This is a genomic window from Lysinibacillus sp. NPDC097287, assembly GCF_044761695.1.
Taxonomy (GTDB): domain Bacteria; phylum Bacillota; class Bacilli; order Bacillales_A; family Planococcaceae; genus Lysinibacillus.
Window position 1 is genome coordinate 378,807 of sequence record NZ_JBIWCX010000001.1, and the last position, 23,959, is coordinate 402,765.

Here is a 23,959-nt window from a genome sequence, read left to right on the forward strand (position 1 = left end):
TCCTTTGCTATTTTTAAAGGATAATAATTTCAGGCGTGTTGTGAACTAATTTTATTCAGTCCTATTGATAGAAAAAGTTAATTTCCGCATCGGGTGAGGGTCGAGTAACCCGTAGCAGAAATCTATAAAAATAGCCCTATATATACGGTGAATTATTATGAGAAGCCTAATGAAAGACGATAAAGCCATCCCATACTTCTTTAATCAACACGCTTGGAATCATATATTGATACTTAGTTCCTTAGTCGAACATCCAATAATATATTGGATGTTCTTAAAAGAGCCAAATATTATTTTGCAATTGCTTCTGGTGTTCCACTACCTTTTTGCTTATCAGCATTAATACCAACAATAGTTGCTCCTGTAAAGGTAGCTTTCTTTTCTCCGGAGTATATTACCTCTCCAGTTAATGCATTTCCACCTTCTGCTTTAATAACTAAAGCACCTGGGTTTGCGCCTCCGCCTGCTGTCACTTCAAATAAACCAGCATTATCTAAATAACCATCTCTTTTTAATTCTGCAACAGTAACATCATCTCCATCTACTGAGCCTTCATCAGTAAAGTAAAGATTAGCTGCATTAATGACATTGATCGCATCAGCTTTCGCCGCATTATAACGTGAATTTTCAATAATATTCCCAATCGCTGGAACAGCAATTGCTGCAATAATCGCTAAAATTACGATTACCGCTAGTAGTTCGATTAGTGTTAAACCTTTTTCATTTTTTAACACTTTTTTGTTCAGTAATTTTTTGAACATATATGTTCCTCCTTAGTTTTTTTTATATTTGTGCCTAACACGAACACCCTAATTTTTTTGTTTTTCTTTTTTTGCATCACCCCTTTCAATAAGTCAGAGCGTTACATATTTTCATACATCGCGAACATCGGCATCATAATTGCTATGACTATTGTTCCGACAATGACTGCTAAAAAAACGATCATTAACGGCTCAATAAGTGATTTCAATGTATCTACTGCACGATCAACTTCGTCTTCATAAAAGTCTGCTATTTTTTCAAGCATATATTCAAGTGAACCCGTTTGTTCTCCGATCGCTGTCATTTGCGTGACCAGCGGAGGGAAAATCCAACTTTTTTCAAGTGGTGCTGATAAGGTGCTTCCCGATTCTAAACTCTCCCTCGCTTCTATCACGACCTTGCCTATTACAGGATTTCCAACAACTTTTTCGACAATCGTCAAAGCCTGCAAAATCGGAACAGCGCTACTAAATAGTGAAGATAATGTCCGCATCATCCGTGCAATAACATTCTTCTGTAATAGTGGTCCGAATACAGGTAATCGAAGTATCAATAGATTGACAGAGTAGTAAAATTGTTTATTACTTTTGTACGCCATTCTAAACCCAACAATAGCAGCGATGAGGACGGCGAATAGTAGCCACCAATACGCTATTAAGAAATTACTAATCTTCAAGATGAATAGTGTCAAAGCAGGCATTTCGCTACCAAGGTCTTTAAACATCTCCACAAATGTTGGTACAATGAAAATCATCAAGAACAATGTAACGGCAATGGTAAGTACCATTAATACTGCTGGATAAGTTAAGGTCGACTGTACCTTTTTCTTAATGTTGTAAGATTTTTCAAACGTCATCGCTAAACGCTCTAATGTGTTGTCAATATTGCCCGTTGCTTCACCTGAGCGCATCATATTGATGAACAATGGAGGAAATACTTTGTGATGCTTCGCCGCTGCATCAGAAAATGACAATCCACCACGAATGTCTTCCTCTACCTCCTCTAGTGCTTTTCGCAGCGGTTTACTTTTTGTTTGGCTCCCTAAAATACTCGTCGACTCAACAATCGAGACACCCGCTCGAACAAGGGTTGCATATTGTCGACAGTAAATGACGAAATCCTGGTGTTTGACCTTACCACCAATCGCTAAATCCTTGTGCAATATGCTTTTTGATTCCTCAATTTCACGTGCATTAATGCCTTGTGCACGTAATTTATCGATGGCTGCTTTTTTATTCTTCGCATTGATAATGCCCTTTTTTAGCGCACCTGTTTTTGTGCGTCCACTATAACGAAATACAGTCAACTATAATCACCTGCATTCATGAATGGGCTTGTACACTCTACGGATATTTTTCCTGAAGCAATGAGTTGCTGCATAGACGATACTAACGTGTGCATGCCAAGCGCACTACTCGTTTGCATGACACTTGGGATTTGGCTTTGCAAAGGTGGTGGGAGAATATCAATAATACGGTTAATTGTTGTGGCAGCACTATTAGTTGGTAATGTCGCCATCACTAAATGCCCTGTCTCTGCGGCTGTTACCGCTGTAGTAATTATTTCGAGGTCACGCATTTCCCCCACAAGAATACTGTCCAAGTCTTGTCGGAGTGCTGCGATTGTTACTTCATTAGGTCGATGATAGACATTCACACGGAAACGACATTTTTCGGCTAACGAAAAATCAAAGTCGGTTTCCTCCTTCTCCTCGAATTCTTTCATCTTGTAGTCTGGCAAAATTTCATGAATCATTTTCTTAAAATTTTCAAAGAGTATAGGCACATCACCATATTGCTCGAGCTGTCCATGCATACGATTTACAGGTGGAATGCCGATGGTTTCTGAATTTTTTTCTGTATAGGCTCTTTCGAGTAAATCGATCATCGATAATATCGGTCTCATCGTCATCACATCCTAATCTGCATTTGCTACTCGAAGTACTTCCGACGTTGTGGTTTGTCCATCAATTACCTTTAGTAAACCGTCCATTAATAATGTATTGTAGCCATCTTGCTTCATGTAATCGCGAATGGCATTATCGCCACTGCGACTTAATATATAATCCTTTATTTTACGATCTATCGGTAAAATTTCATGTATCGCTAAACGACCACGATAGCCCGTCTGATTGCAGGATGGGCAACCACGGCCACGTTTCCCGTGTGTCGCTCCTTCAATGCCATTTTCTTGTAGGATTTCAAGTTCCCGATTGGTAAATGCATACACTTCCGTACAGTCTCGACAGACACGACGCACTAAACGCTGTGCCATAATCCCCACTAATGAGGAGGATAATAAGAAGGGTTCAATCCCCATATCCTGCAAACGCGAAATCGATTCTACTGCGCTATTCGTATGCAATGTACTTAACACTAAGTGCCCCGTTAAAGACGCTCGCACCGCGATTTGCGCTGTTTCTAAGTCGCGAATTTCCCCAATCATGACAATATCCGGGTCTTGACGTAAAATTGAACGTAAACCAGCTGCAAATGTAAGACCAACCTCTTCTTTTACTTGAATCTGATTAATACCATCGAGCTGATACTCAACCGGATCTTCTACTGTAATAATATTGACGCCATCTTCATTTAGATGGCTAAGTGCTGCATATAAGGTAGAAGATTTACCAGAACCAGTCGGCCCGGTAATGAGCATGATGCCATTCGGTTGCGCAATCATTTTGCGGAATAGCGCCTCATTTTTTTCACTAAAACCAAGCTTATCAATATCGTTTGCAGCAGTACTTAAATCCAAAATACGCATTACGACTTTTTCGCCATAAACTGTTGGTAACGTCGATAAACGAATATCAACAGGTTTAAAGTTTATATTCGTTTTAATACGACCATCTTGTGGAATACGATTTTCGGTAATATTTAAATTCCCCATAATTTTAATACGCGCTATCACAACATTCTGCATATGCTTCGGTAGTGAACGCTCTGTTCGTAACACGCCATCTACACGATAGCGCACGCGTAATTCAGTTTCCTGAGGGTCAAAGTGTATATCACTCGCTCTTTGGGCGACACCATTGGCAATAATTTGATTCACCAACCGCATGATTGACGAATCTTCTTTTTCAATTTCTACTTGAGCCTCATTAGCCGATGCACCTAAATCAGAAAGTGCCGCTTCCACCGACTCTTGCAAATCATAATATTTTGTTATTGTTCGATATAAATCGTCCTTTGCGGCAATACTCGTTTCAATTTGGCAACCTGTTACCATACGGACTTCTTCAATCGCAAAGTAGTCCATTGGATCGGCCATTGCGATAAAAAGCTTATTTTTTTCCTTTCGAATCGGCATAATATTTGCTCGTTTTGCCAATTCGACCGGAATCAATTGAAGGAGCTCTGGGCTAATCACATACTGATTCAAATGAATATGCGGGATTCCTAGCTGGAACTCTAACACTTCAATCAATTGTTGCTCCGTTATAATATTTTCTTTAATAAGAAAATCTCCGAGTTTATCATCCCTCGATTTTGTCTCGAGTGCATAATCTAATTGTTCTTGCTGTATAACGCCTGCACTGACAAGCAAGTCTCCTAAACGTTTACGTCCAGTGTTTATCGCCATTTCAGTACACTCCTTCCATTAAGGGCTCGTCTGTACAAAATTGCCACCTTTATCGTAATAGCCGTATACAATATCCGGATCATTTGAGGGTTGTTTATTTCCAGTATTTGTAGAAGGTTGCTTTGGTGGATCCGCTAAACCATTGCCATCTAAATCTAGTTGTAAATCAGGATCATTCAAATTAGTCGTCTCACTATCACCAGCATCTGTAGCAGGTTGCTTTGATGAGCGAACGACAATCTGGTTAATGGGTGCATAGTAGTCACGACTCACTAACACTTCAGAGGAAACACCATTTTCGACAATCGAACGATACACTTCAACCCGAACCCCTACTTTACCCTCTTGAACAACCTCTTCTTGTCCTATAGCTATCTCATCTGAATAGCGATAAATGGTTCTCGGATTGACAATTCGATCTTTTTCCACTCGTATATTTATATCCTTTTCTTTTGACGTTGAAAACATCTCTACTTTTAGCGATTTTCCTTTAGTCGTAACTTTTAATTTACCTGGTTGCTCCGACAGATTAATAAACTGCAAATCTTTATTTAATGATTTATTAATAGACGCCTCGATACCTTGCTGAAGGTAAGTCGGAGTTTCTTTTTGCGAATGACGCTCTAAAATCTCATAATCTGTTTGTAGAACTGTACTATAAATCATCGATGCTAGAAAATCTAAACCTATCGTATTCACTACCTCTGCTTGCTCACCTAATAACGTTAACAATGACACTGGATTATTTGGCACAAGAACCACATCATTTAATGAAGCAATGACATCTGTAATACCAAGCGCTCCAGTCGGAATTTCTTCAACTTGAAATCCTATTCTCTCTTCCATTTGCATATCCAAATCGTTTACGACCGCTTCAACTTCATGATTATCTAAATAGCTCGCTTGCATCATTACATTACTTAAAGTTTTATCAGATTCCCATGTGGCTAATTCTTTGATTTGCTCAATAGCTGCCTCATTTACAGTTACGGGAATCGGAATATGAACGATACTATTTTTCTGCCAAATCGCATACCAAGGCTTTTTTGTCATCGTTTCAAATTGCGAAATCGCCGTTTGTATGTCGAATGATAACTCGCTCCCATCAATCGTTATCGTATTCTCACCATCACTAACTACAACAGCAGTCTTCACCCATTCATTAATGGCTGTTTGCAAAGTCGACTCTAATGCCGACTTCTTCACTTTCGTGACTTCGATACCTCCGATTGTAGAGCCCTCAGAATCACCTTTTGCAAAAACGGTGTCATTTAACAATGCATTTGGTAGAAAGACCGCTATACATAGTAGGATGATTACTACCAATGATCCTAATTGAAAGGCTCTTTTCATCAGCCTGTCCTCCTCCAAATTAATTCCATATTGCTATATTTCATAAACATCAATACCATGCTCACATCCAAAATAGAATACTACAAAACCAAAATATTATTCAAGACTATTAACCCATTTATTTATTATTTTTTTGCATTTATACAAAAAACTTAGAGATATTTAATACTTTTATGATATATTCATTGTATAACCTACATGATCCCGTAATAGCTATCTCACCGCAATCTAGCTATATAAACAAGTAACCAATAGTGAGATATACCCCCAGGACCTTTAGTAATTTATTATTTTAAGTGAAAATTACTATAAAACAATTAATTCTTCACTTATATCCGTATCAAAAATTCGACAAATCATATATCTCTAAATGGAGAAATAACGAATCCTTCTTCTATCAATCCTTATTAAGAAAGACGGTGCCATGTTGAAAATACCAACTAATAAAATTCGACTAAACGAGTCTGGTTACTCTTTAATAGAAGTCATAGCTTCTATTATTCTTATAACTATTATTTTGCTAAGTTTTTTTACTTTATTAATAAACTCAGCAAAAACAACTAAAACATCTGAATCAATTGTTGATTATACGTATCTTGCACAAAAAGAGATGGAAAATGCTTATGAAAAAAGCGCCTTATCTACTTCTGAAAAATGGGAGGATATAAAAAATGATATTCCTAGTTTAGGATATACATTTTTAGAGGAGAAAAATGGCTATACCATTTTCAAAAAAACGATTATTGAAGAAAATGTCGATGTTTTATTAAAGATTAAAATGCACGAACCTACCAAATACGTTCATTTAACGAAAATTATTATCGAAGTATACGATGCAGAAACGAGTATACTAAAATCACAACTGGAAACAATTTTATCGTGGGGGGATTGAAGTGGCATGAGAAAACTATTAAATCAAAATGGTCTGACACTTATTGAAATAGTAGCAGTAATCGCAATTACTTCAGTTATTCTCATGATTATTTACGGTATCCAATTAAATAGTAAAGAGCAATATATTAATCAGACAGAAAAAAATAACCAACTCACAGATATTTCTTACACGCTAAAAGTGATTACAAAGGACATTAGAAAATCTGGTAATGCCCCTGTAATCAATGGAAATACCTTTACAATTGGTTCTGAAGAATACGTTTTTGATGCTTTAGCTAAATGCATTACTAGAAATAGTACAATACTTGCACAACCTATAACAGACTTTACGTTTGAACCGATTACAAGTAAAAAATATAAAATATCTATTACGAGTACCAATGAAAGCATCAATACCGAAATTGTCATAAGGAGTGGCACTTAAATGCTAAAATCTAGTTGGCAGAAATCTTATTCTAAAAATGAAAACGGCAATACATTAATAATTACTTTATTTGTACTAGTGTTAATCACAATTTTAGGGTTGAGCCTGGTAACGATGACCACTAACACGTTGAAGGTATCTACAAATGAACGGACTGACCAAGCAGTATTTTACATTGCAGAAGCAGGTTTAGTAGAAAGAAAAGCTTCGCTAACTATTGAAATTAACAATGCCTATTCCGCAGCAGTGGATGAATATAAAAAGCAATTAATTGAAAACTCAAAGAAAGACCCTTCTGAACAAGAAGTCATAAGTTTCAAAAATATATTCAAACCAATTCTCTTAGCAAATGTTTCTTTAGCAGGTGCTACTTATAATAATTTCGAAAAACATTTTTCCAAAGAACCTAAAGCCGAAGTCACTATTGAGCAAGAAGAACAAGATACTAAAATGATTTACACGATAACATCTACAGGAATCCTAGGTGACTTAGATACTGCCTCACGGGTAATTACTCAAAAAGTCAGCGTTGATCTAAATAGTGCTTCCTTTGATGGTAATACTTCTAAAGGAAATTATGCTGTATATGCAAGAAACAAAATTGAGTACGCCTACCACGGTATAAAAGATAGTGTAGTAGGAAATATTGCATCCGCAACTTATGATCATGTGATCTCGCCTGGACCTCAAATCCCGTTAATACACGACCCAGTCAATTTCGACACTTTACTAAATACTAAATACCGTGAACAATTAGATTTTCCCATTGATGATTTTAAAAATGCTAGCTATTATCCAAATGATTCGGATTTAATCGCCAACAATAGTTTAATAGAAAATGGTGAATGGGAGAAATTCAACAATAAAACTCTATTATTATCAAACAATCTAAAACTATCTACTTTTTCTATAAACAATGGCGGCATAACATTTAATATTGATGTCGGGGATTCTGATAAAATCCTTTATGTAAATAAATTAAAACTAAATGGGCATATAAATATTAGGGGGGCTGGGAAATTGACTATATTTGTAGAAGATAGTATGGAATTTAATAACACCTATTTAAATCAAAATGCCTCCCCAAATAAATTAGAAATTTATTATGCAGGAAATTCAAAGTTGAATATTACGAATAATACTTTTCTTAATACCAACATGTATATGAAACAAGCCGATATACACTATCAAGGCGGCGGCGGATTCAGTGGTTCACTCTATTCAAACGGTGTCGGAAAAATCACGCTAACTGGTGGGACATTTAATGAATCTGTTAACTTTATTGTACCAAACTATAGTTTTAAGATGGCAGGAGGTTCAACCGTCAAGGGATTTATTATATGTGATAATTTATACTTAGAAGGCGGTGCATCTATTATTGGTAAAGGAAGTAATGATTTCGACGACTCCATTTCGATCGAACAATCTTCACCTATAAAAAATGACCCCATTGTAGAACAATAACAAATAATCAATTCTAAAAAAGTGCTTCTTTCAGTACCGGAAGAAGCACTTTTTATGAAAATCTTGTGCAGAGGCATCACCAAAATTCGGTCAGAATTATCCAACGAAAGATATGCTTGAGTTCCCCTTAACTACTTGAACAACATCAAAGGATAGAGTCATAGGTTTTCGCTGATTTCTAGTCTAAGCCGTATTTAAAAGCGAAGATTAATCATCTTCCGTACAGCAATTATCGGCATCAAAACAACATTCCCCACTTTATTTACTTTCTACCATAGCCCTAAGTACCAATTTGTCATGACATCACCATAAAAATAGACAATGATCGCAGCTAGTGCAATCGACGGCCCAAATGGTACAGGCGTTTTTCTTCCCTGTCCTCGTACACGTAATACCATAATGCCGACGATCATTCCAATAACCGCCGCTAAAAACAATGTCAATAACGAACCCAATGTACCGAGCACAAGCCCAATTAAAAAGAATAATTTAATATCACCGCCGCCCATGCCACCCCTCGACAACACAGCAATACTATATAATATGCCAAACCCAACAACCGCTCCTAGTAAACTATCCCACCAAGGCGTTAATGGCGACATGAAGCGCCCTATGATGAGTAACGGCAAAAAGAAAAGGAGTACCTTATTAGGAATGAGCATATATGCAAAATCTGACACGACGATGATCACTAATAATGATATAAATAAAATCGCTACAGCAAACTCCGCACTAAATCCGAGCTGCCAATAAGCAAAGGCAAATAAAGTACCTGTTATAAGTTCCATAAACGGATAAATCCACGATATTTTTTGCCCACAACCTCGACACTTCCCACCTAAAAATAAAAACGACAACACTGGCACTAAGTCGAGCACCGTCAGCTGGCGTTGACACGTCGTACAATGTGAAGGTGGTGACACAATCGACTCCTTCATTGGCACACGTAAACCGACCACATTAAAAAACGAACCAAAGACAAGCCCAAAGACAAAAACCGTTATTGTATAAGCGATTTCCACTATGTATATCCTCCTAAACCAATAGACGCCCATACAATTAAGTATGCGCGCCTACCCACTATTTTTCCCCTTCATAATAGAACGTCGTCACCTGTATGGTTGCTGTCACTGTTGGATCTGCATCCTCTTGGAATTTATCTTCTTCCCCAGGTAAAGAAATATCTAACGCATCAATTTTCATGATACGTTCAATTTTTTCAATTTCTTCTAAGTAACTATTTAATGATTTCATATCAAGTGCAGCAATATCGATACTAAACGTGACCAATTTTAATGCAGCTGGCAAAGATTCCTTCGCGATAGTTGAAACGGGTAGCTCATCAGTTGTGCCCTCTGTCTCTTCTTCTGTTGGCTGATTATCTGTTCCATCTCCGCCTGTTGCAGGTACATCTTGTACTGCTCCCTCATCTACTACTGGTGCGTTCGGATCCGTAATCGTTGAATCTAAGACAAGTGAATCATAGTTATTGAAGCTAATCGATTCCACTAGCGTACCCGTTACGGCTTCAATTTCCGCTATATCCAAAAGTACTTTTTCAATTGCGCGCGTTTGTGGTACTTTTTTACGGAGTGTTAAATTTTCGCTCGTAGAAGATTGTTGCGTCTCCTCCACTATAGCTATTTGCTCTTGTAAACTCGTAATCTCTTGATTTATGGTGCTGACCGTACTTTCCTTCGCCTTCACATCATCTAGCTTTGGTGTTAACACATAGTAATACACCGCAAACAAGAGGGCAGCAATGAGAGCGGTCAAAAGAAGGATGGCTGAATTTTTATTACTTGTTATAGAATTCATCCTTCTCCCCCTCTAGCTAAATAAGAATAGTCGATAAACAACTTAGTTGTTACGGTATAGCGTGGTATTTCTTTGAATTTATCTTCCAGCCTCTTGTCGTCCGTTTGTTCCCCAAGTGCTACATCAAAATTTTCAATCGTGTCTACTTGGGTATCTCTGAAATAATTACTTGCTCCTAGTTTTTCTACATATTTTGAAATATCATTCATCGTCTCAAAATCAATCGTTACGGTTACACTTTCATCATCAAAAGTATACCCACGTACATATGTATGCTCAGGTAGTAGTACTTGCGTTTCAGCTATTAACGGAGTGACAGGATAGGATACGTTCTCTACAAACTTCACAGATTGCGCAAGTGACCCTGCATTAACATTATTCGTTGCATCAAGCTTCTGTTGAAGCTCCCCACGTTGCGTTGTTAAATTTTGCTCCTGCTTTGATAAAGTGCTGATATCACTTTTTGCCCCAAAGTATAAGAAAATCATATAGGCTAACGCAATTGCTGTAATCGCTATTATCACCGCATAAAGTAACGTTGGTGAAGCTTTCTTTTTCTCTAAATTGGGTAAGAGGTTAATCTCAGGTACCATCAGTTAACCTCCTTTAACGCAAGTCCAAGTAAAGTTGCAAATGACTCCGAAAACTCTGGGAACTGCTTTTGTATGATTGCATTGTTTAAAACTTTTATTGGGGTATCAAAGTTATTACTTAAAGAATCGGCAATGGTCTGTAATATCGGATTATCTCCCAATATAATAATTTCATCGACTGATTTTTCACCTTTATGTAAAGAGAATTTAAAGAAGTTCATCATACGGTCGATTTCAAGTACCTGATCTGTCACAACCATGCGATACTCATCTTCTCCACCTATATGCTCAAATGAATAGCTATTTTCAGCGATTTCCTCAGCCTTCCAATCTGCTAAATTCGTCTCAATCGATTGGTAGCGCAAAAACTCTACATTGCCTTTTGAAAAAATACTAATCGACAGCTCATTAATGGACCAATCGGCAATTAAATACGTCTTATGCGCATCTATTAACTGCATATGTTCCAATAATCGAATATTACATAAGCCCCGAATATCAGCAGCTTGCGGTTCTAAGGAGGCATCTAAAAACATCCCCATCATCTTGTTGACTTCTTCAGAAGGGGCCGCGTACAACATTGCCTGTCCGTCACCCGGTTTTGGATCATAAACATCAATTAATGGTTCATGGAACGGTAAATGAATCGACTGTCCAAGCTCCATCTCCACATACCCCTTTAACTGATGAGGCTCTACATCACTTGGATGGTCAAAGTTTTTTAATAGCACCGATGTATCTGGCACGAACAATCGCACATTTTGCTTCTTACCTGCCCATTTTGTAACATGCTCTTTTATAATTTCATATAGCGCCATCTCATCTGTAATGACAGCACCCTCTACGATGCCGCGCTCTAACGGAAGCTCATAGCCTTTCCATAGCGAACTATCAGGCCCCTTCGCTACAATCGCACGCAATACATAATCCTTTAGTTCTATTGAAATATGTGACTTCTTTTTTTTGTTGAACATGCGAAAAGACGCCTCCTTTTACTAATCAATTTCGGGATCATTAACCATCCATTTCCCAACCAGAAGCATAGACTAATCTACGCCTCTGAGTGAGTTGGGGGAGTTAAGGTTGTGGAGCTGGTGTTGTTACGTTTGGAATAGTAACTACTTTATCTATTGGTTTTCCATCATGTGCATTAATTTGTACTAACGTTGTACCTGCTGTAACTACTATTGATACTGAACCATTTACTCCTTCTGCGGACACAGTATTTCCACCTGCTTCATAAGTTATTGTAGCTTCTGTTAATCCTCCTGGAGATTCTAAATAACCTCCATCACTTAATCCATCTAAATTTACAGTGTTCGCTGCTGCTGTTGCTGGATTATCTGTAAAGTAGATATTTGCAGCGTTCATTACATTAACTACATCAGATTTTAAGGCTTTACCACGGCTATTATCAATAATATTACCAATTGCTGGGATAGCAATTGCTGCTACAATCGCTAAGATGACAATTACAGCTAGTAACTCAATAAGCGTTAAACCTTTTTCATTTTTTAACATTTTTTTGTTCAGTAATTTTTTGAACATGTTTGTTCCTCCTTAGTATTATATATTAGTGCAAAACACGAACACCCAAATTTTCAGCAACTCTTTTTTGCATCCCCCCTTTCAAAATAGTAAAAACATTACATACTCTCATACATTGCAAACATTGGCATCATAATTGCCATAACGATTGTCCCAACAACTGCTGCAAGAAAGACTATCATTAAAGGCTCTATAAGTGATTTCAATGTATCGACTGTTCGGTCAACTTCATCCTCATAAAAGTCTGCAATTTTTTCCAACATATAATCGAGCGAGCCTGTTTGTTCTCCAATTGCTGTCATTTGCGTGACAAGCGGCGGGAATATCCAGCTTTTTTCAAGTGGTGCGGATAATGTGCTACCCGATTCTAAACTCTCTCTCGCTTCAAGCACAACCTCTCCAACTACTGGATTCCCAACTACCTTTTCTACAATCGTCAATGCTTGTAAAATCGGCACAGCACTACTAAATAGTGAAGATAATGTCCGCGTCATTCGGGCAATAACGTTCTTCTGTAACAACGGTCCAAATACAGGTATACGCAGTAACAATAGATTTACTGAGTAGTTAAATTGTTTATTTCCTTTGTACGCCATTCTAAATCCAACAATAGCAGCGATGAGGACAGCTAATAGTAGCCACCAATACGCTATTAAGAAGTCACTAATCTTTAAGATGAATAGCGTCAAGGCTGGCATTTCACCGCCAAGATCTTCAAACATCCCAACAAACGTTGGCACGATAAAAATCATCAGGAATAATGTTACGGCAATGGTAATAACCATTAATACTGCAGGGTAAGTCAGCGTAGACTGTACCTTTTTCTTAATGTTATAGGACTTTTCAAACGTCATCGCTAAACGCTCTAATGTATTGTCAATATTGCCGGTAGCTTCACCCGAGCGCATCATATTGATGAACAAAGGTGGGAATACTTTCGGATGCTTTGAAGCAGCGTCAGAAAAGGATAGCCCTCCACGAATGTCTTCCTCCACCTGTCCAAGTGACTTTTTCAGCGCTTTACTCTTTGATTGAGTACCTAAAATACGCGTCGCCTCAACAATTGAGACACCTGCTCGAATAAGGGTTGCGTATTGTCGACAGTAAATGACGAAATCTTGGTGTTTGACTTTTCCACCAATCGATAAGTCCTTGTACAAAATACTTTTTGATTCTTCTAGTTCACGTGCATTAATGCCCTGTTCACGTAATTTCTCGATAGCTACTTTCTTATTCGTCGCGTCGATAATTCCTTTTTTTAGCGCACCAGTTTTTGAGCGTCCACTGTAACGAAAAACGGTCAACTATAATCACCCGCATTCATGAACGGTCTTGCATCCTCTAAGGAAATTTTTCCTGACGCAATGAGCTGCTGCATAGATGATTCTAATGTGTGCATGCCGAGTGCCCTACTCGTTTGCATAACACTTGGAATTTGGTGAATCTTTTCATTACGAATAAGATTTGATATTGAAGGTGCTTGTACTAAAATTTCAGTTGCGGCGATACGGCCCTTCGCATCCTTTCGAATGAATAAACGCTGTGACACGATACCGACAAGCACATTTGCTAGCTGTACTCGAATTTGACTTTGCTGATGCGGTGGGAAGATATCAATAATTCGGTCAATTGTTGTCGCAGCACTACTTGTATGTAATGTCGCCATCACTAAGTGACCTGTTTCTGCCGCTGTTACCGCTGTAGAAATCGTTTCAAGATCACGCATTTCTCCCACGAGAATAATGTCCGGGTCTTGACGGAGCGCTGCACGTAAACCATTGGCAAAGCTCATCGTATCAACGCCAACCTCGCGCTGATTAATCACTGATTTTTTATGGGTGTGTAAATATTCAATTGGATCTTCAAGTGTAATAATATGCTTCGCTTTATTCGCATTAATATAGTCAATCATTGCCGCAAGTGTTGTTGATTTACCAGAGCCTGTTGGACCTGTTACTAAAATAAGCCCTTGTGGTTTTTCCGCAAGCTTGTAAAGAACTTCTGGCATATTCAGTGATTCAATAGAAGGAATCTTCGAATCGATTAATCGGGCTGCAATCGTTACTTCGTTTCGCTGATGATACGCATTCACACGAAAACGGCATTTCCCTTCTAATGAATAATTAAAGTCGGTTTCACCCTTCTCTTCGAATTCTTTCACCTTGTAATCTGGCAAAATCTCATGAATCATTGTTTTTAGATTTTCAGAAGTTAACGTAAAATCACCGTATTGCTCGAGCTGCCCATGGATACGATATACCGGCGGAATGCCCACTGTTAAATGTAAATCCGAGTTTTTTTCTGTATAGGCTCTTTCAAGTAAATCGATAATCGATATTGTTTGCCCCATAGTCATCACATCCTAATCTGCGTTGGCTACACGAAGTACTTCGGACGTTGTTGTTTGCCCATCTATTACTTTTAGTAAACCGTCCACTACTAAAGTATTGTAGCCCTCTTGCTTCATGTAATCGCGAATGACATTATCGCCACTACGACTTAAAATATAATCCTTTATTTTACGATTAATCGGTAAAATTTCATGTATCGCTAAACGACCACGATAGCCTGTCTGATTGCAAGATGGGCAGCCACGACCACGTTTCCCGTGCGTCGCTCCTTCAATACCATTTGCTTTCAGAATTTCTAGTTCTCTATTTGTAAATGCATACACCTCAGTACAGTCTCGACAAACACGACGCACTAAACGCTGTGCCATAATCCCCACTAATGATGAGGATAATAAGAAGGGTTCAATCCCCATATCCTGCAAGCGCGAAATCGATTCTACTGCACTATTTGTGTGTAATGTACTTAACACTAAATGCCCAGTTAGAGAAGCTCGCACAGCGATTTGCGCTGTTTCTAAGTCACGAATTTCCCCGATCATCACAATATCCGGATCTTGACGTAAAATAGAACGTAAACCAGCTGCAAATGTAAGACCTACTTCGTCCTTTACTTGAATCTGGTTAATGCCATCAAGTTGATACTCAACAGGATCTTCTACCGTAATAATATTGACGCCCTCTTCATTTAGATTACTAAGTGCTGCATATAAAGTAGATGATTTACCAGAACCTGTCGGGCCCGTAATCAGCATGATACCATTCGGATGCGCGATCATTTTACGGAAAAGTGCCTCATTTTTTTCGGTAAAGCCAAGCTTGTCAATATCGTTTGCAGCAGTACTTAAATCCAAAATACGCATTACAACTTTTTCACCGTAAACAGTTGGTAACGTCGATAAACGAATATCGACAGGTTTAAAGTTCACATTTGTTTTAATACGACCGTCCTGTGGAATACGATTTTCGGTGATATTTAAATTCCCCATAATTTTGATACGAGCTATTACAATATTTTGCATATGCTTCGGCAGTGAACGCTCTGTTCGTAACACACCATCTACACGGTAACGCACGCGTAATTCAGTTTCCTGGGGGTCAAAATGGATGTCACTTGCTCTTTGGGCTACACCATTGGCAATTATTTGGTTCACAAGACGTACAATCGGCGAATCTTCTTTTTCAATTTCCTCTTGTGCCTCACTACCAATTGCCCCCAAATCAGAAAGTGCCGCTTCCATCGACTCTTGTAAATCGTAATATTTTGTAATTGTTCGGTATAAATCGTCCTTCGCAGCAATACTCGTTTCAATTTGGCAGCCTGTCGCCATACGAACCTCTTCAATAGCGAAGTAGTCCATTGGATCAGCCATGGCAATGAAAAGCTTATTTTTTTCCTTTCGAATCGGCATAATATTTGCGCGTTTTGCCAATTCTACTGGAATCAATTGAAGTAGCTCAGGACTAATCGAATATTGATTCAAATGAATATGTGGGATTCCCAGCTGAAATTCTAATACTTCAATCAATTGTTGCTCTGTTAAAATATTCTCTTTAATCAGAAAATCTCCAAGTTTTTCATCCCGTGATTTTGTCTTAAGTGCATAATCTAGTTGTTCTTGCTGTATAACGCCTGCACTGACAAGCAAGTCTCCTAAACGTTTACGTCCAGTGTTTATCGCCATTTCAGTACACTCCTTCCATTAAGGGCTTGTCTGTACAAAATTCCCACCCTTATCGTAGTAACCATAAACAATATCCGGATTATTTGACTGTTCTTTATTCGCATTATTTGTAGAAGTTTCGCCTGGTTCACTTGGTGTATCCGCTAAACCATTGCCATCTAAATCTAGCTGTAAATCAGGGTCTTTTGAGTTAGTTGAAGGTGGATTTGTTTCACTACCGCCAGTTGCCGTAACATGCTGTTTTGTAGAGCGTACGACGATGCGATTGACAGGTGCGTAATAATCACGGCTTACTAACACTTCGGAAGAAACACCATTTTCGACAATCGAACGATACACTTCGACACGAATGCCCTCTTTCCCCTCTTGTACCGTCTTTTCTTGTCCCACTGCTAACTCATCTGAGTAACGATAAATAATTCGTGGATCCACAATACGATCTTTATCTACTCGTATCTTTATGTCCTTTTCTTTTGTCTGTGAAAAGATTTCTACTTTAAGAGATTTACCTTCTGTCGTGACTTTAATCTTACCTGGCTGTTCTGAAAGATTGACAAACTGCAGGTCTTTTTCTAACGTCTGATTGATAGATGCCTCTGTGCCTTGTTGAAGGTAAGATGGCTTTTCATTTTGCGCGTGACGCTCTAAAATCTCATAATCTGTTTGTAGCACCGCGTTATAAAGCATAGATGCAACGAAATCTAAGCCATCTTGATTGGCAAGTTCAGTATTCTCACCTAATATCGTTAATAGAGAAATATTTTCGCCGGGCGCAATAACGAAATCATTTAAAATGGTTCCTACCTCTACAATGCCTAATGTATTTACAGGAATTTCTTCAATTGCTAATGCTAATCTTTCCGCTTCAAGTAAAGTCGTATCTACAACAGTCGCTTCCACTTCATGTTCTTTCAAATAAGAAGCTTGTCCCACAACTGAATTTAACGTATTCTCTACATCCCAATCGCCGACTGCCTGCAGCTGTGCTTGAACTTCTTCATTCAGCAATACTTTCAATGGAATATGTACAGTTTGATCGCCTTCCCAAAACGCATACCAAGACTTATCTGTCATACGTTCGTATTCCGCGACTGAAGATGCTACATCAAAAACAAATTGACTTGGGTCAATTGTCGATGTCATACCATCACCAGTAACCATCACAGGGGTAGCCAACCACTCCGTCACTGCCGCTTGTACCGCTGCTTCGATCTCTTCTACTTTCAAATCGGCTACCTCCACACCACCAATGGTAGAAGCTTTCGACACTTCCTTCGCAAACGTAGTAGAATTCAACACAATATTCGGTATCCACATCGCAGTTAGTATGGCGATTATTGTTAGTAACGTCATTATTTTTAAGCGTCTTCCCATGCTCACATCCCCTTCCCACTTAACACTTTTATATAAAATCTACTATTTTTAATTTAATAATCTCACATACATAGGATACTATATAAAAGCATGGTTCTACCACCACATTTTACCTAATACATGAATTTCAGATAGAAAAAGAACGAAATTTATAAGTCATTACACACAACACAAACATATATATATAGATTAAAAGATTCATATAATTAACAAAAAAATTCCTCTTATATTACAAGTTAAACACATTTTTTCCCAAAAATAAACGACAAATATGTGAATTTGCCGTATCATGGTACATATATACCCATTATAAATGTATTATTTTCTGTAAACGGAGGTGTTTTTCATGATAAATCTCAAATCCGAACAGATACAATTCCCAACCAATTGAGATATGCCGTTTCTATGAATGATGGAAGAAGATATATTCATGATAGAGTGGAGATTCAGGGGGACATAAAGACGGAAGGAAATTTAATTTTTTTCTTAAAGGGTTCACTACTTTACTAACCCTATTTTTAGTAATATCGAATATTCAGACCCTATGTATATTTACTGTTTGTTGCGGGAAACGCTTCTTTTCATTTATTCAAAATGAAAATACACCAAATCGATATACGACATAAATAATAAATAAGCGCTATTTCAATAAAAAAGCTACATACATCCATTCTCTGTGCTTATTTACCGATAAGTCGCATCCTAAAACTATTTTTCTGGATTCTTGTAAATTTGTTTTATATTGTTCCTAATATACAGATCCACTGATTTCCTTATAAAACAACAAATTTCTCGTAACTTATTCCTGCATAGAAAGAGGGAGGTTCTAAATGGAAATACCTACTTTAAAACACCGACTTAACGAATCAGGACTATCGTTAGTCGAAGTTGTCGCAGCAATTGTCATTATTTCAATCATTCTTATAAGCTTTTTTTCACTCTTTATAAGCACAGCAAAAACGACAAAAACATCCAGTAAAATTCTCGACGCAACATACTATGCACAACAAGAAATGGAGAAACTCTATAGCCTTTCTCAAAATATCGTGGTTCCGAAAAAGGCCGATAATACTACCAAAATTCAAATTGTCGAAGATGCTATCATAGCTATTTCGGCTAAAAAAAATTATAAAAAAAGTGTAAATAACCCTCATATATTTTTTAAAGAAGGAGATACAACTTTAGACCCGAATAACAAATTTTATTATGAGCTCAAATTTAACTTCTATGATCACAGTAAAAATTTAACGCGTTTTGTGATTTTTGTATATGACAAAGACGATACCGAACGAACAACTCCAAAAGCGCAAATGGAAAACATCTTTGAATGGAGGGCAAGGTAATGCATTTAAATAAAGAGTCAGGTTTAACACTTATCGAAACATTAGCCGTTACAGTTATCGCAAGCATTGTCTTACTACTTCTTTATTCTATAATTAGCCAAAGTTCCAATACCCATCAAAAACAAACCACAGCCAATACAGAAATTAAGGATGCAGCTTATGCCCTCAAGGTCATTACAAAAGATATACGTAAACATCCTGGAAATGTAACTCTACCTTCTGACACTGAGTTGAAGATAGAACCTGCTACTGAACCAGAAATCCGTTTTGTCTTTAATAAAGAACAGAAAATAATTGAACGAAATGGTCAGATTTTATCTACAGGTATTAACGATTTTCTAGTTAGTAACATCACATTAGAAGAGTTAGCTGACACTCAAAATAATGCTAGTTCGCCAAACTCTAACTTAATTTCTATACAAATAACAAATTTACAAGGACGAACATACTCTACTGAATTATATTTAAGAAAGGGGAGTCCATATTGAGGAAAAATACTGTATACGCGAACGAACGCGGCTCTGTTTTTATCATTGCACTTTTACTCATTGTATTCATTTCCATTATTAGTATTGCTTTAATAACGTTGACAGGTAACACGTTACAAATAACCAAACATGAACGAACAGACCAAGCTGTTTTTTATATTGCAGAAGCTGACCTAAATATCAAACGAGCAGACATCAACTCTGAATTAGAAGGTATTTTCCAAGCCATCTTAGATAGTTATAAAGACAAAGTACTGGATCTTGAAAAAATTAACGAGGATTACCTTACTGCTGCAGTCACTCGTTTAAACAGCAAACTCGATTTTAATCCTATAACTAGTAAAAAAGAATATGAATATGCAGAAGTGAAAAGTTACGAACATCAGAACGGACATGAGCCCTCTTCACAAGTAAAACTACTAGAAGGTCCAGAATCCAATTCCTATACTTTAGAATCGACAGCAGACATTGATGGTATTACAAGAACAATATCGCAAACTTTTTCAATTAAATTACCTGATATTCTAACAGAACCAGGTGACGAAACACCAACTGACTATAATTTCTGTTTCGGTGTTCTAGCCAACTCATTTACGACAACAAACACATATAATACAGATTCTGACGTAGTTTCACTAAATGATTTAACAATAAATAATACAGGTACTTTTGAAAAGAATATTTATGCCAAAGGTGCCCTTACTATTACTAATACCGCTACTGTTAAAGGAGACATTATTACATTTGGAAATTTCAAATCTACAAATGGAACAACCTATAACAATATTTACTCTAAGGGATCAATGACATTTACAAATGATCCTAAAGTTAATGGTAATCTAGTTGCATTGTCCGATATTTACATTAATGGTGGAGGATCTTATAAAAGAGATATTATTTCGAATGGTGGTATTTACTTTAAAACAACAAATGGTAGTGTTTCCTCTCCGGGCAATATTTTTGCTATGAATGATATTTTAATTGAAAAAAGTATTAATCCCAATTTTATCTACTCAAACAGAAACATTACTACTAACGTTAGTAACAATGTTAAAGGATCCATTTTTGGTAAACAAAGTATTAAATCATTATTAGATTGGAATAGTGGTTTAGGAAGTAAAAGGTATTCAATGGGGGATATTATTTATAGTAAAGGGGATACTAAAACAAATATTCGAGCAAAAAACGAAGCGGAATTTAATCAATTTTTAATCAATGAAAACGTAAATTTAAACGACTACTTGGAACCATTAAATAAACTAAAAAATATACATGAAACACCTGGTAATAACGGTGAATGCGGCGTTCAATCATTTGTAAATGCTCAAATTCCAACAGCACCAAAATTTTTAAGCATTGTTGATGATTCTCTTTTAACAATGATGTCCGATATCTCTATAGGTTCAAATAATACACTTTCGCTCATGAATGATGGATATATTAAAAATATTTCCATTAACAGTAATGCTACGCTAACAATTGATGTAGGAGAACAAGATCAAACACTTGTAGTTGATAGATTAACAGCTGGTAATGGCCATATTCAAATTAAGGGGACGGGTAAATTAAATATTCTTGTTCGAAATAGTTTATCCTTTGTTAACTTCCTTTCAAGTAATGAAAGAAGCCCTTTTGATACAACTATTTATTACGAAGGCCCTACTCCTGTAGAAATTAAGAAGAAATTAGAAAGTAGCTTATATACAAATAATAGCAATGTGAATATAAGTGGAGATGGGCATGTTTCTGGAAATTTAATAGTTGGAGGCAATCAAACAATTAATATATCTGGAAATACAAAGTTTGGTGACGAGAAAGAACATATTGTAATATTAGTTCCTAATTCAACTCTTAAATTCTCCGGTAGTTCTAGCATATACGGAACAATAATTGGAAATAAGGTTGACGCTGTTGGTTCGAATACAACTCATAAATATGATAAATCTAAACTGAATTTAGATTTATTCGCACCATCAAAAAAGCCAAGCTATTCATCAGAAGGTGGTTTCCTAGACCCTCAACCACAAAAGGAAATTTAACTCTCCACCTTTCCTGACTACTATATAAATAACCGCCTTTTAGTGTTAATAAATCCTATAAGAGGCGGTTTATTTCTAATCACTGTATAGATAGATAAATAACTATCTACCAATAAATCTATCTTCACGGTAACTTCTTAAATCCACTCGATCGTCATTCCTTTGCATTTCTATAGTCGTCTAATCAGCAAAAGAAATTGGGGGTGTATCTGGTCTCCTATTCTTGATTTTCTAACGCTTTGAAATTTTTCGTTTGGTCGGATACCGTGACGTATAGAACTTCTACCTCATCTATTTATTTATATTCATTTGACTTTACAAATCCTAGAATTATTGCATTATTTGCATATGAATAATACTATTCTGTTGTTTCTATAAAAAATTCATATACCTCATTTGCTACATCATTAACTGACTTACTTTAAGTGTTCCCAGGTTCCAAATCATCGGGAAAACCACTTAAATAGCAGCCCCTTTATTAAAGAATTATGTTAATAAGTTTTTGTTTGGAAAAGCGTCAGCCTGTAGTAGAATGTGCTAGCAAGTAAATATTTTGATGCAGAACTATTTACTTCATATAGTTAAGTTGAACGAGGGGCTTTTGGCACAATTCTCCTTTCGGAATTAATCTATATTATTCTTCTTCGCAATTAGGCTCACTTTAGAAATCAACCATGTTAACAACATCAAAAAACGCCTACAATTCGGATGAACAAAATTGTAGGCGTTTTATTGTTTTTAAGTGGACATCTTATCTGACTGATTAAGCATTAATCTTATAAGTCGAAACATCCTCATCCAACACAAACCCAGTACCTCGTTGCTTGTTAGCATGAGTAAAGAATAATGCCGTAATCACCATCGCCCCTACCGCACCACCTACATAGGAAGCTCTTAACGGCAAGCCGAAGCCCATTGTTGGCTCAAATAGAATGTAGACAAATACCATGCTTGTCATGAAAATTGCTGGTACCGTTGCAATCCAGTGATTCTTGAAAGATAGGAATAGATACATAGCCCCTACCCATAACGCTATAACCGCTGTTACCTGGTTTGCCCATGAGAAATAGCGCCATAAAATATTAAAATCAATCTTCGTTAAGCCGTAAGAAATAACGAATAATGGTATCGCAATCCAGATTCGGCTTAGCATCTTCACTTGTGCAAATTTGAAGTAATCAGCAATAATCATACGTGCTGCACGAAACGCCGTATCACCTGATGTTATCGGTAAAATAATAACGCCTAAAATTGCTAACGTACCACCAATTGATCCAAGCATTAGAATAGAAGCTTCACTTACAACTGCCGCTGGTCCGCCTGCAGCGATCATTTCATTTAGACCACCGTAACCACCAAATAGACTCATAGCTGCAGCTGCCCAAATCATAGCAATAATACCTTCTGTAATCATCATCCCGTAGAAGATTTTACGACCTTCTTTTTCATTCTTCGTCGTACGCGAAATGATTGGTGATTGCGTTGCATGGAAGCCTGATAATGCACCACATGTAATCGTAAAGAAAATCAGTGGGAAAATCGGTAAAGCAGCTGGGTGCATATTTTTCAGAGATAATTCAGGAATTGGTGAACCTGTTACAACAAGGCCAATACCTACACCTACCGCTGAAATCACTAATAGTGCACCAAAGAACGGATAAAAACGACCGATAATTTTATCTACCGGTAATAATGTCGCTAAAATATAATAAGCAAAAATTACAAATGTGATAATGGCAATACTAAATTTCGCATCCATTAAATTGTATAAAAGCATTGCTGGTGATGATACAAATACTGTCCCTACGAGTATCAATAATAATAGCGCGAAAACATTTACAATATGGCGCATGTATTTACCTAAAAACTTCGAAGCTAGCTCGGGTAAATGAGCACCACGGTTACGGATCGAAATCATCCCTGTTAAATAGTCATGGACTGCACCAGCAAAGATACAACCTACAACAATCCAGATAAATGCTACTGGCCCATAAAGTGCCCCTGCAATCGGTCCAAATACTGGTCCAACCCCTGCAATGTTTAGTAGCTGAATAAGTGAATTTTTCGGCGTTGACATTGGTACATAGTCAACCCCATCAGCATTCACATACGCTGGTGTTGGTCGTTCCTCTTTCTCTCCAAATACCTTTTCTACATACTTTCCATAAGTGAAATAACCTACAATCAATAACACAATACAAACTAAAAACGTTATCATTCAAACACCCCTTTGTTCAC

At 37.2% G+C, this 23,959-nt stretch carries 21 protein-coding genes; 6 read left to right on the top strand and 15 right to left on the bottom strand.

Annotated features, from left to right (window positions below):
- Positions 1 to 290: 290 nt before the first annotated feature.
- From ACIQ2D_RS01770 to ACIQ2D_RS01790, 5 genes are all read right to left on the bottom strand, one after another.
- On the bottom strand, positions 291 to 761 hold the full coding sequence (locus ACIQ2D_RS01770) for a prepilin-type N-terminal cleavage/methylation domain-containing protein (protein WP_402858455.1): 471 nt from the start codon (positions 759 to 761) through the stop codon (positions 291 to 293).
- Positions 762 to 862: 101 nt separating this feature from the next.
- A complete protein-coding gene (locus ACIQ2D_RS01775; RefSeq protein ID WP_402858458.1) occupies positions 863 to 2,068 on the bottom strand; it encodes a type II secretion system F family protein in 1,206 nt (401 codons plus the stop codon).
- On the bottom strand, positions 2,065 to 2,667 hold the full coding sequence (locus ACIQ2D_RS01780) for an ATPase, T2SS/T4P/T4SS family (protein ID WP_402858461.1): 603 nt from the start codon (positions 2,665 to 2,667) through the stop codon (positions 2,065 to 2,067). The genes ACIQ2D_RS01775 and ACIQ2D_RS01780 overlap by 4 nt, the downstream gene beginning before the upstream one ends.
- 12 nt (positions 2,668 to 2,679) lie before the next feature.
- On the bottom strand, positions 2,680 to 4,350 hold the full coding sequence (locus ACIQ2D_RS01785; protein ID WP_402858464.1) for a GspE/PulE family protein: 1,671 nt from the start codon (positions 4,348 to 4,350) through the stop codon (positions 2,680 to 2,682).
- Between the two features lie 18 nt (positions 4,351 to 4,368).
- Positions 4,369 to 5,703, bottom strand: coding sequence for a G5 domain-containing protein (locus tag ACIQ2D_RS01790; RefSeq protein ID WP_402858467.1), 1,335 nt, complete (start codon positions 5,701 to 5,703; stop codon positions 4,369 to 4,371).
- A 424-nt stretch (positions 5,704 to 6,127) separates the two neighbouring features.
- On the opposite strand from ACIQ2D_RS01790, the gene ACIQ2D_RS01795 reads away from it, so the two are divergent.
- From ACIQ2D_RS01795 to ACIQ2D_RS01805, 3 genes are read left to right on the top strand one after another with little or no spacing between them, the layout of a single operon-like run.
- Complete coding sequence (locus tag ACIQ2D_RS01795; protein ID WP_402858470.1) at positions 6,128 to 6,595, top strand: hypothetical protein; 468 nt, start codon at positions 6,128 to 6,130, stop codon at positions 6,593 to 6,595.
- A gap of 6 nt (positions 6,596 to 6,601) precedes the next feature.
- Positions 6,602 to 7,021 (top strand): PilW family protein, encoded by a 420-nt coding sequence (locus ACIQ2D_RS01800; RefSeq protein ID WP_402858473.1) that lies wholly within the window; start codon positions 6,602 to 6,604, stop codon positions 7,019 to 7,021.
- The gene (locus tag ACIQ2D_RS01805) at positions 7,022 to 8,485 is read left to right on the top strand and encodes a pilus assembly PilX N-terminal domain-containing protein (protein ID WP_402858476.1); all 1,464 of its coding nucleotides are present in this window, start codon (positions 7,022 to 7,024) and stop codon (positions 8,483 to 8,485) included.
- A gap of 269 nt (positions 8,486 to 8,754) precedes the next feature.
- On the opposite strand, the gene ACIQ2D_RS01810 is transcribed toward ACIQ2D_RS01805, so the two are convergent.
- From ACIQ2D_RS01810 to ACIQ2D_RS01850, 9 genes are all read right to left on the bottom strand, one after another.
- Positions 8,755 to 9,507 (bottom strand): prepilin peptidase, encoded by a 753-nt coding sequence (locus ACIQ2D_RS01810; RefSeq protein WP_402858478.1) that lies wholly within the window; start codon positions 9,505 to 9,507, stop codon positions 8,755 to 8,757.
- Between the two features lie 58 nt (positions 9,508 to 9,565).
- Entirely contained in the window at positions 9,566 to 10,303 is a 738-nt protein-coding gene (locus tag ACIQ2D_RS01815) for a potassium transporter (RefSeq protein WP_402858481.1), read from the bottom strand.
- The gene (locus ACIQ2D_RS01820; protein WP_402858484.1) at positions 10,300 to 10,896 is read right to left on the bottom strand and encodes a PilN domain-containing protein; all 597 of its coding nucleotides are present in this window, start codon (positions 10,894 to 10,896) and stop codon (positions 10,300 to 10,302) included. Before ACIQ2D_RS01820 ends, ACIQ2D_RS01815 begins: the two co-directional genes overlap by 4 nt.
- Complete coding sequence (gene pilM, locus ACIQ2D_RS01825; protein ID WP_402858487.1) at positions 10,896 to 11,870, bottom strand: type IV pilus biogenesis protein PilM; 975 nt, start codon at positions 11,868 to 11,870, stop codon at positions 10,896 to 10,898. The genes ACIQ2D_RS01820 and pilM overlap by 1 nt, the downstream gene beginning before the upstream one ends.
- 103 nt (positions 11,871 to 11,973) lie before the next feature.
- The gene (locus tag ACIQ2D_RS01830) at positions 11,974 to 12,444 is read right to left on the bottom strand and encodes a prepilin-type N-terminal cleavage/methylation domain-containing protein (RefSeq protein ID WP_402858490.1); all 471 of its coding nucleotides are present in this window, start codon (positions 12,442 to 12,444) and stop codon (positions 11,974 to 11,976) included.
- A 98-nt stretch (positions 12,445 to 12,542) separates the two neighbouring features.
- Complete coding sequence (locus ACIQ2D_RS01835) at positions 12,543 to 13,748, bottom strand: type II secretion system F family protein (protein ID WP_402858493.1); 1,206 nt, start codon at positions 13,746 to 13,748, stop codon at positions 12,543 to 12,545.
- The gene (locus ACIQ2D_RS01840) at positions 13,745 to 14,794 is read right to left on the bottom strand and encodes a type IV pilus twitching motility protein PilT (protein ID WP_402858496.1); all 1,050 of its coding nucleotides are present in this window, start codon (positions 14,792 to 14,794) and stop codon (positions 13,745 to 13,747) included. The genes ACIQ2D_RS01835 and ACIQ2D_RS01840 overlap by 4 nt, the downstream gene beginning before the upstream one ends.
- A gap of 12 nt (positions 14,795 to 14,806) precedes the next feature.
- Positions 14,807 to 16,477 (bottom strand): GspE/PulE family protein, encoded by a 1,671-nt coding sequence (locus tag ACIQ2D_RS01845; RefSeq protein WP_402858499.1) that lies wholly within the window; start codon positions 16,475 to 16,477, stop codon positions 14,807 to 14,809.
- Between the two features lie 18 nt (positions 16,478 to 16,495).
- Positions 16,496 to 17,851: a VanW family protein gene (locus tag ACIQ2D_RS01850; protein WP_402858502.1), complete on the bottom strand. Its 1,356-nt coding sequence runs from the start codon at positions 17,849 to 17,851 to the stop codon at positions 16,496 to 16,498.
- Between the two features lie 830 nt (positions 17,852 to 18,681).
- Here ACIQ2D_RS01850 and ACIQ2D_RS01855 point away from each other — a divergent pair.
- The 3 genes from ACIQ2D_RS01855 to ACIQ2D_RS01865 are packed head-to-tail and all read left to right on the top strand — an operon-like array spanning position 18,682 to position 21,721.
- On the top strand, positions 18,682 to 19,194 hold the full coding sequence (locus tag ACIQ2D_RS01855) for a prepilin-type N-terminal cleavage/methylation domain-containing protein (protein WP_402858505.1): 513 nt from the start codon (positions 18,682 to 18,684) through the stop codon (positions 19,192 to 19,194).
- Positions 19,194 to 19,682, top strand: a complete 489-nt coding sequence (locus ACIQ2D_RS01860) for a PilW family protein (RefSeq protein ID WP_402858508.1) — start codon at positions 19,194 to 19,196, stop codon at positions 19,680 to 19,682. Before ACIQ2D_RS01855 ends, ACIQ2D_RS01860 begins: the two co-directional genes overlap by 1 nt.
- Positions 19,679 to 21,721: a hypothetical protein gene (locus tag ACIQ2D_RS01865; protein WP_402858511.1), complete on the top strand. Its 2,043-nt coding sequence runs from the start codon at positions 19,679 to 19,681 to the stop codon at positions 21,719 to 21,721. Before ACIQ2D_RS01860 ends, ACIQ2D_RS01865 begins: the two co-directional genes overlap by 4 nt.
- A gap of 763 nt (positions 21,722 to 22,484) precedes the next feature.
- Here the strand turns inward: ACIQ2D_RS01865 and ACIQ2D_RS01870 are convergent.
- Positions 22,485 to 23,939, bottom strand: coding sequence for a carbon starvation CstA family protein (locus tag ACIQ2D_RS01870; RefSeq protein ID WP_402858514.1), 1,455 nt, complete (start codon positions 23,937 to 23,939; stop codon positions 22,485 to 22,487).
- Positions 23,940 to 23,959: the final 20 nt, after the last annotated feature.

Coding starts and splice junctions, on each gene's coding strand:
- ACIQ2D_RS01820 (WP_402858484.1), bottom strand. CDS start 10,896: ATGGTACCTGAGATTAACCTCTTACCCAATTTAGAGAAAAAGAAAGCT.
- ACIQ2D_RS01840 (WP_402858496.1), bottom strand. CDS start 14,794: ATGGGGCAAACAATATCGATTATCGATTTACTTGAAAGAGCCTATACA.
- ACIQ2D_RS01795 (WP_402858470.1), top strand. CDS start 6,128: ATGTTGAAAATACCAACTAATAAAATTCGACTAAACGAGTCTGGTTAC.
- ACIQ2D_RS01860 (WP_402858508.1), top strand. CDS start 19,194: ATGCATTTAAATAAAGAGTCAGGTTTAACACTTATCGAAACATTAGCC.
- pilM (WP_402858487.1), bottom strand. CDS start 11,870: ATGTTCAACAAAAAAAAGAAGTCACATATTTCAATAGAACTAAAGGAT.
- ACIQ2D_RS01815 (WP_402858481.1), bottom strand. CDS start 10,303: ATGAATTCTATAACAAGTAATAAAAATTCAGCCATCCTTCTTTTGACC.
- ACIQ2D_RS01790 (WP_402858467.1), bottom strand. CDS start 5,703: ATGAAAAGAGCCTTTCAATTAGGATCATTGGTAGTAATCATCCTACTA.
- ACIQ2D_RS01855 (WP_402858505.1), top strand. CDS start 18,682: ATGGAAATACCTACTTTAAAACACCGACTTAACGAATCAGGACTATCG.
- ACIQ2D_RS01770 (WP_402858455.1), bottom strand. CDS start 761: ATGTTCAAAAAATTACTGAACAAAAAAGTGTTAAAAAATGAAAAAGGT.
- ACIQ2D_RS01845 (WP_402858499.1), bottom strand. CDS start 16,477: ATGGCGATAAACACTGGACGTAAACGTTTAGGAGACTTGCTTGTCAGT.
- ACIQ2D_RS01780 (WP_402858461.1), bottom strand. CDS start 2,667: ATGAGACCGATATTATCGATGATCGATTTACTCGAAAGAGCCTATACA.
- ACIQ2D_RS01805 (WP_402858476.1), top strand. CDS start 7,022: ATGCTAAAATCTAGTTGGCAGAAATCTTATTCTAAAAATGAAAACGGC.
- ACIQ2D_RS01870 (WP_402858514.1), bottom strand. CDS start 23,939: ATGATAACGTTTTTAGTTTGTATTGTGTTATTGATTGTAGGTTATTTC.
- ACIQ2D_RS01830 (WP_402858490.1), bottom strand. CDS start 12,444: ATGTTCAAAAAATTACTGAACAAAAAAATGTTAAAAAATGAAAAAGGT.
- ACIQ2D_RS01850 (WP_402858502.1), bottom strand. CDS start 17,851: ATGGGAAGACGCTTAAAAATAATGACGTTACTAACAATAATCGCCATA.
- ACIQ2D_RS01785 (WP_402858464.1), bottom strand. CDS start 4,350: ATGGCGATAAACACTGGACGTAAACGTTTAGGAGACTTGCTTGTCAGT.
- ACIQ2D_RS01800 (WP_402858473.1), top strand. CDS start 6,602: ATGAGAAAACTATTAAATCAAAATGGTCTGACACTTATTGAAATAGTA.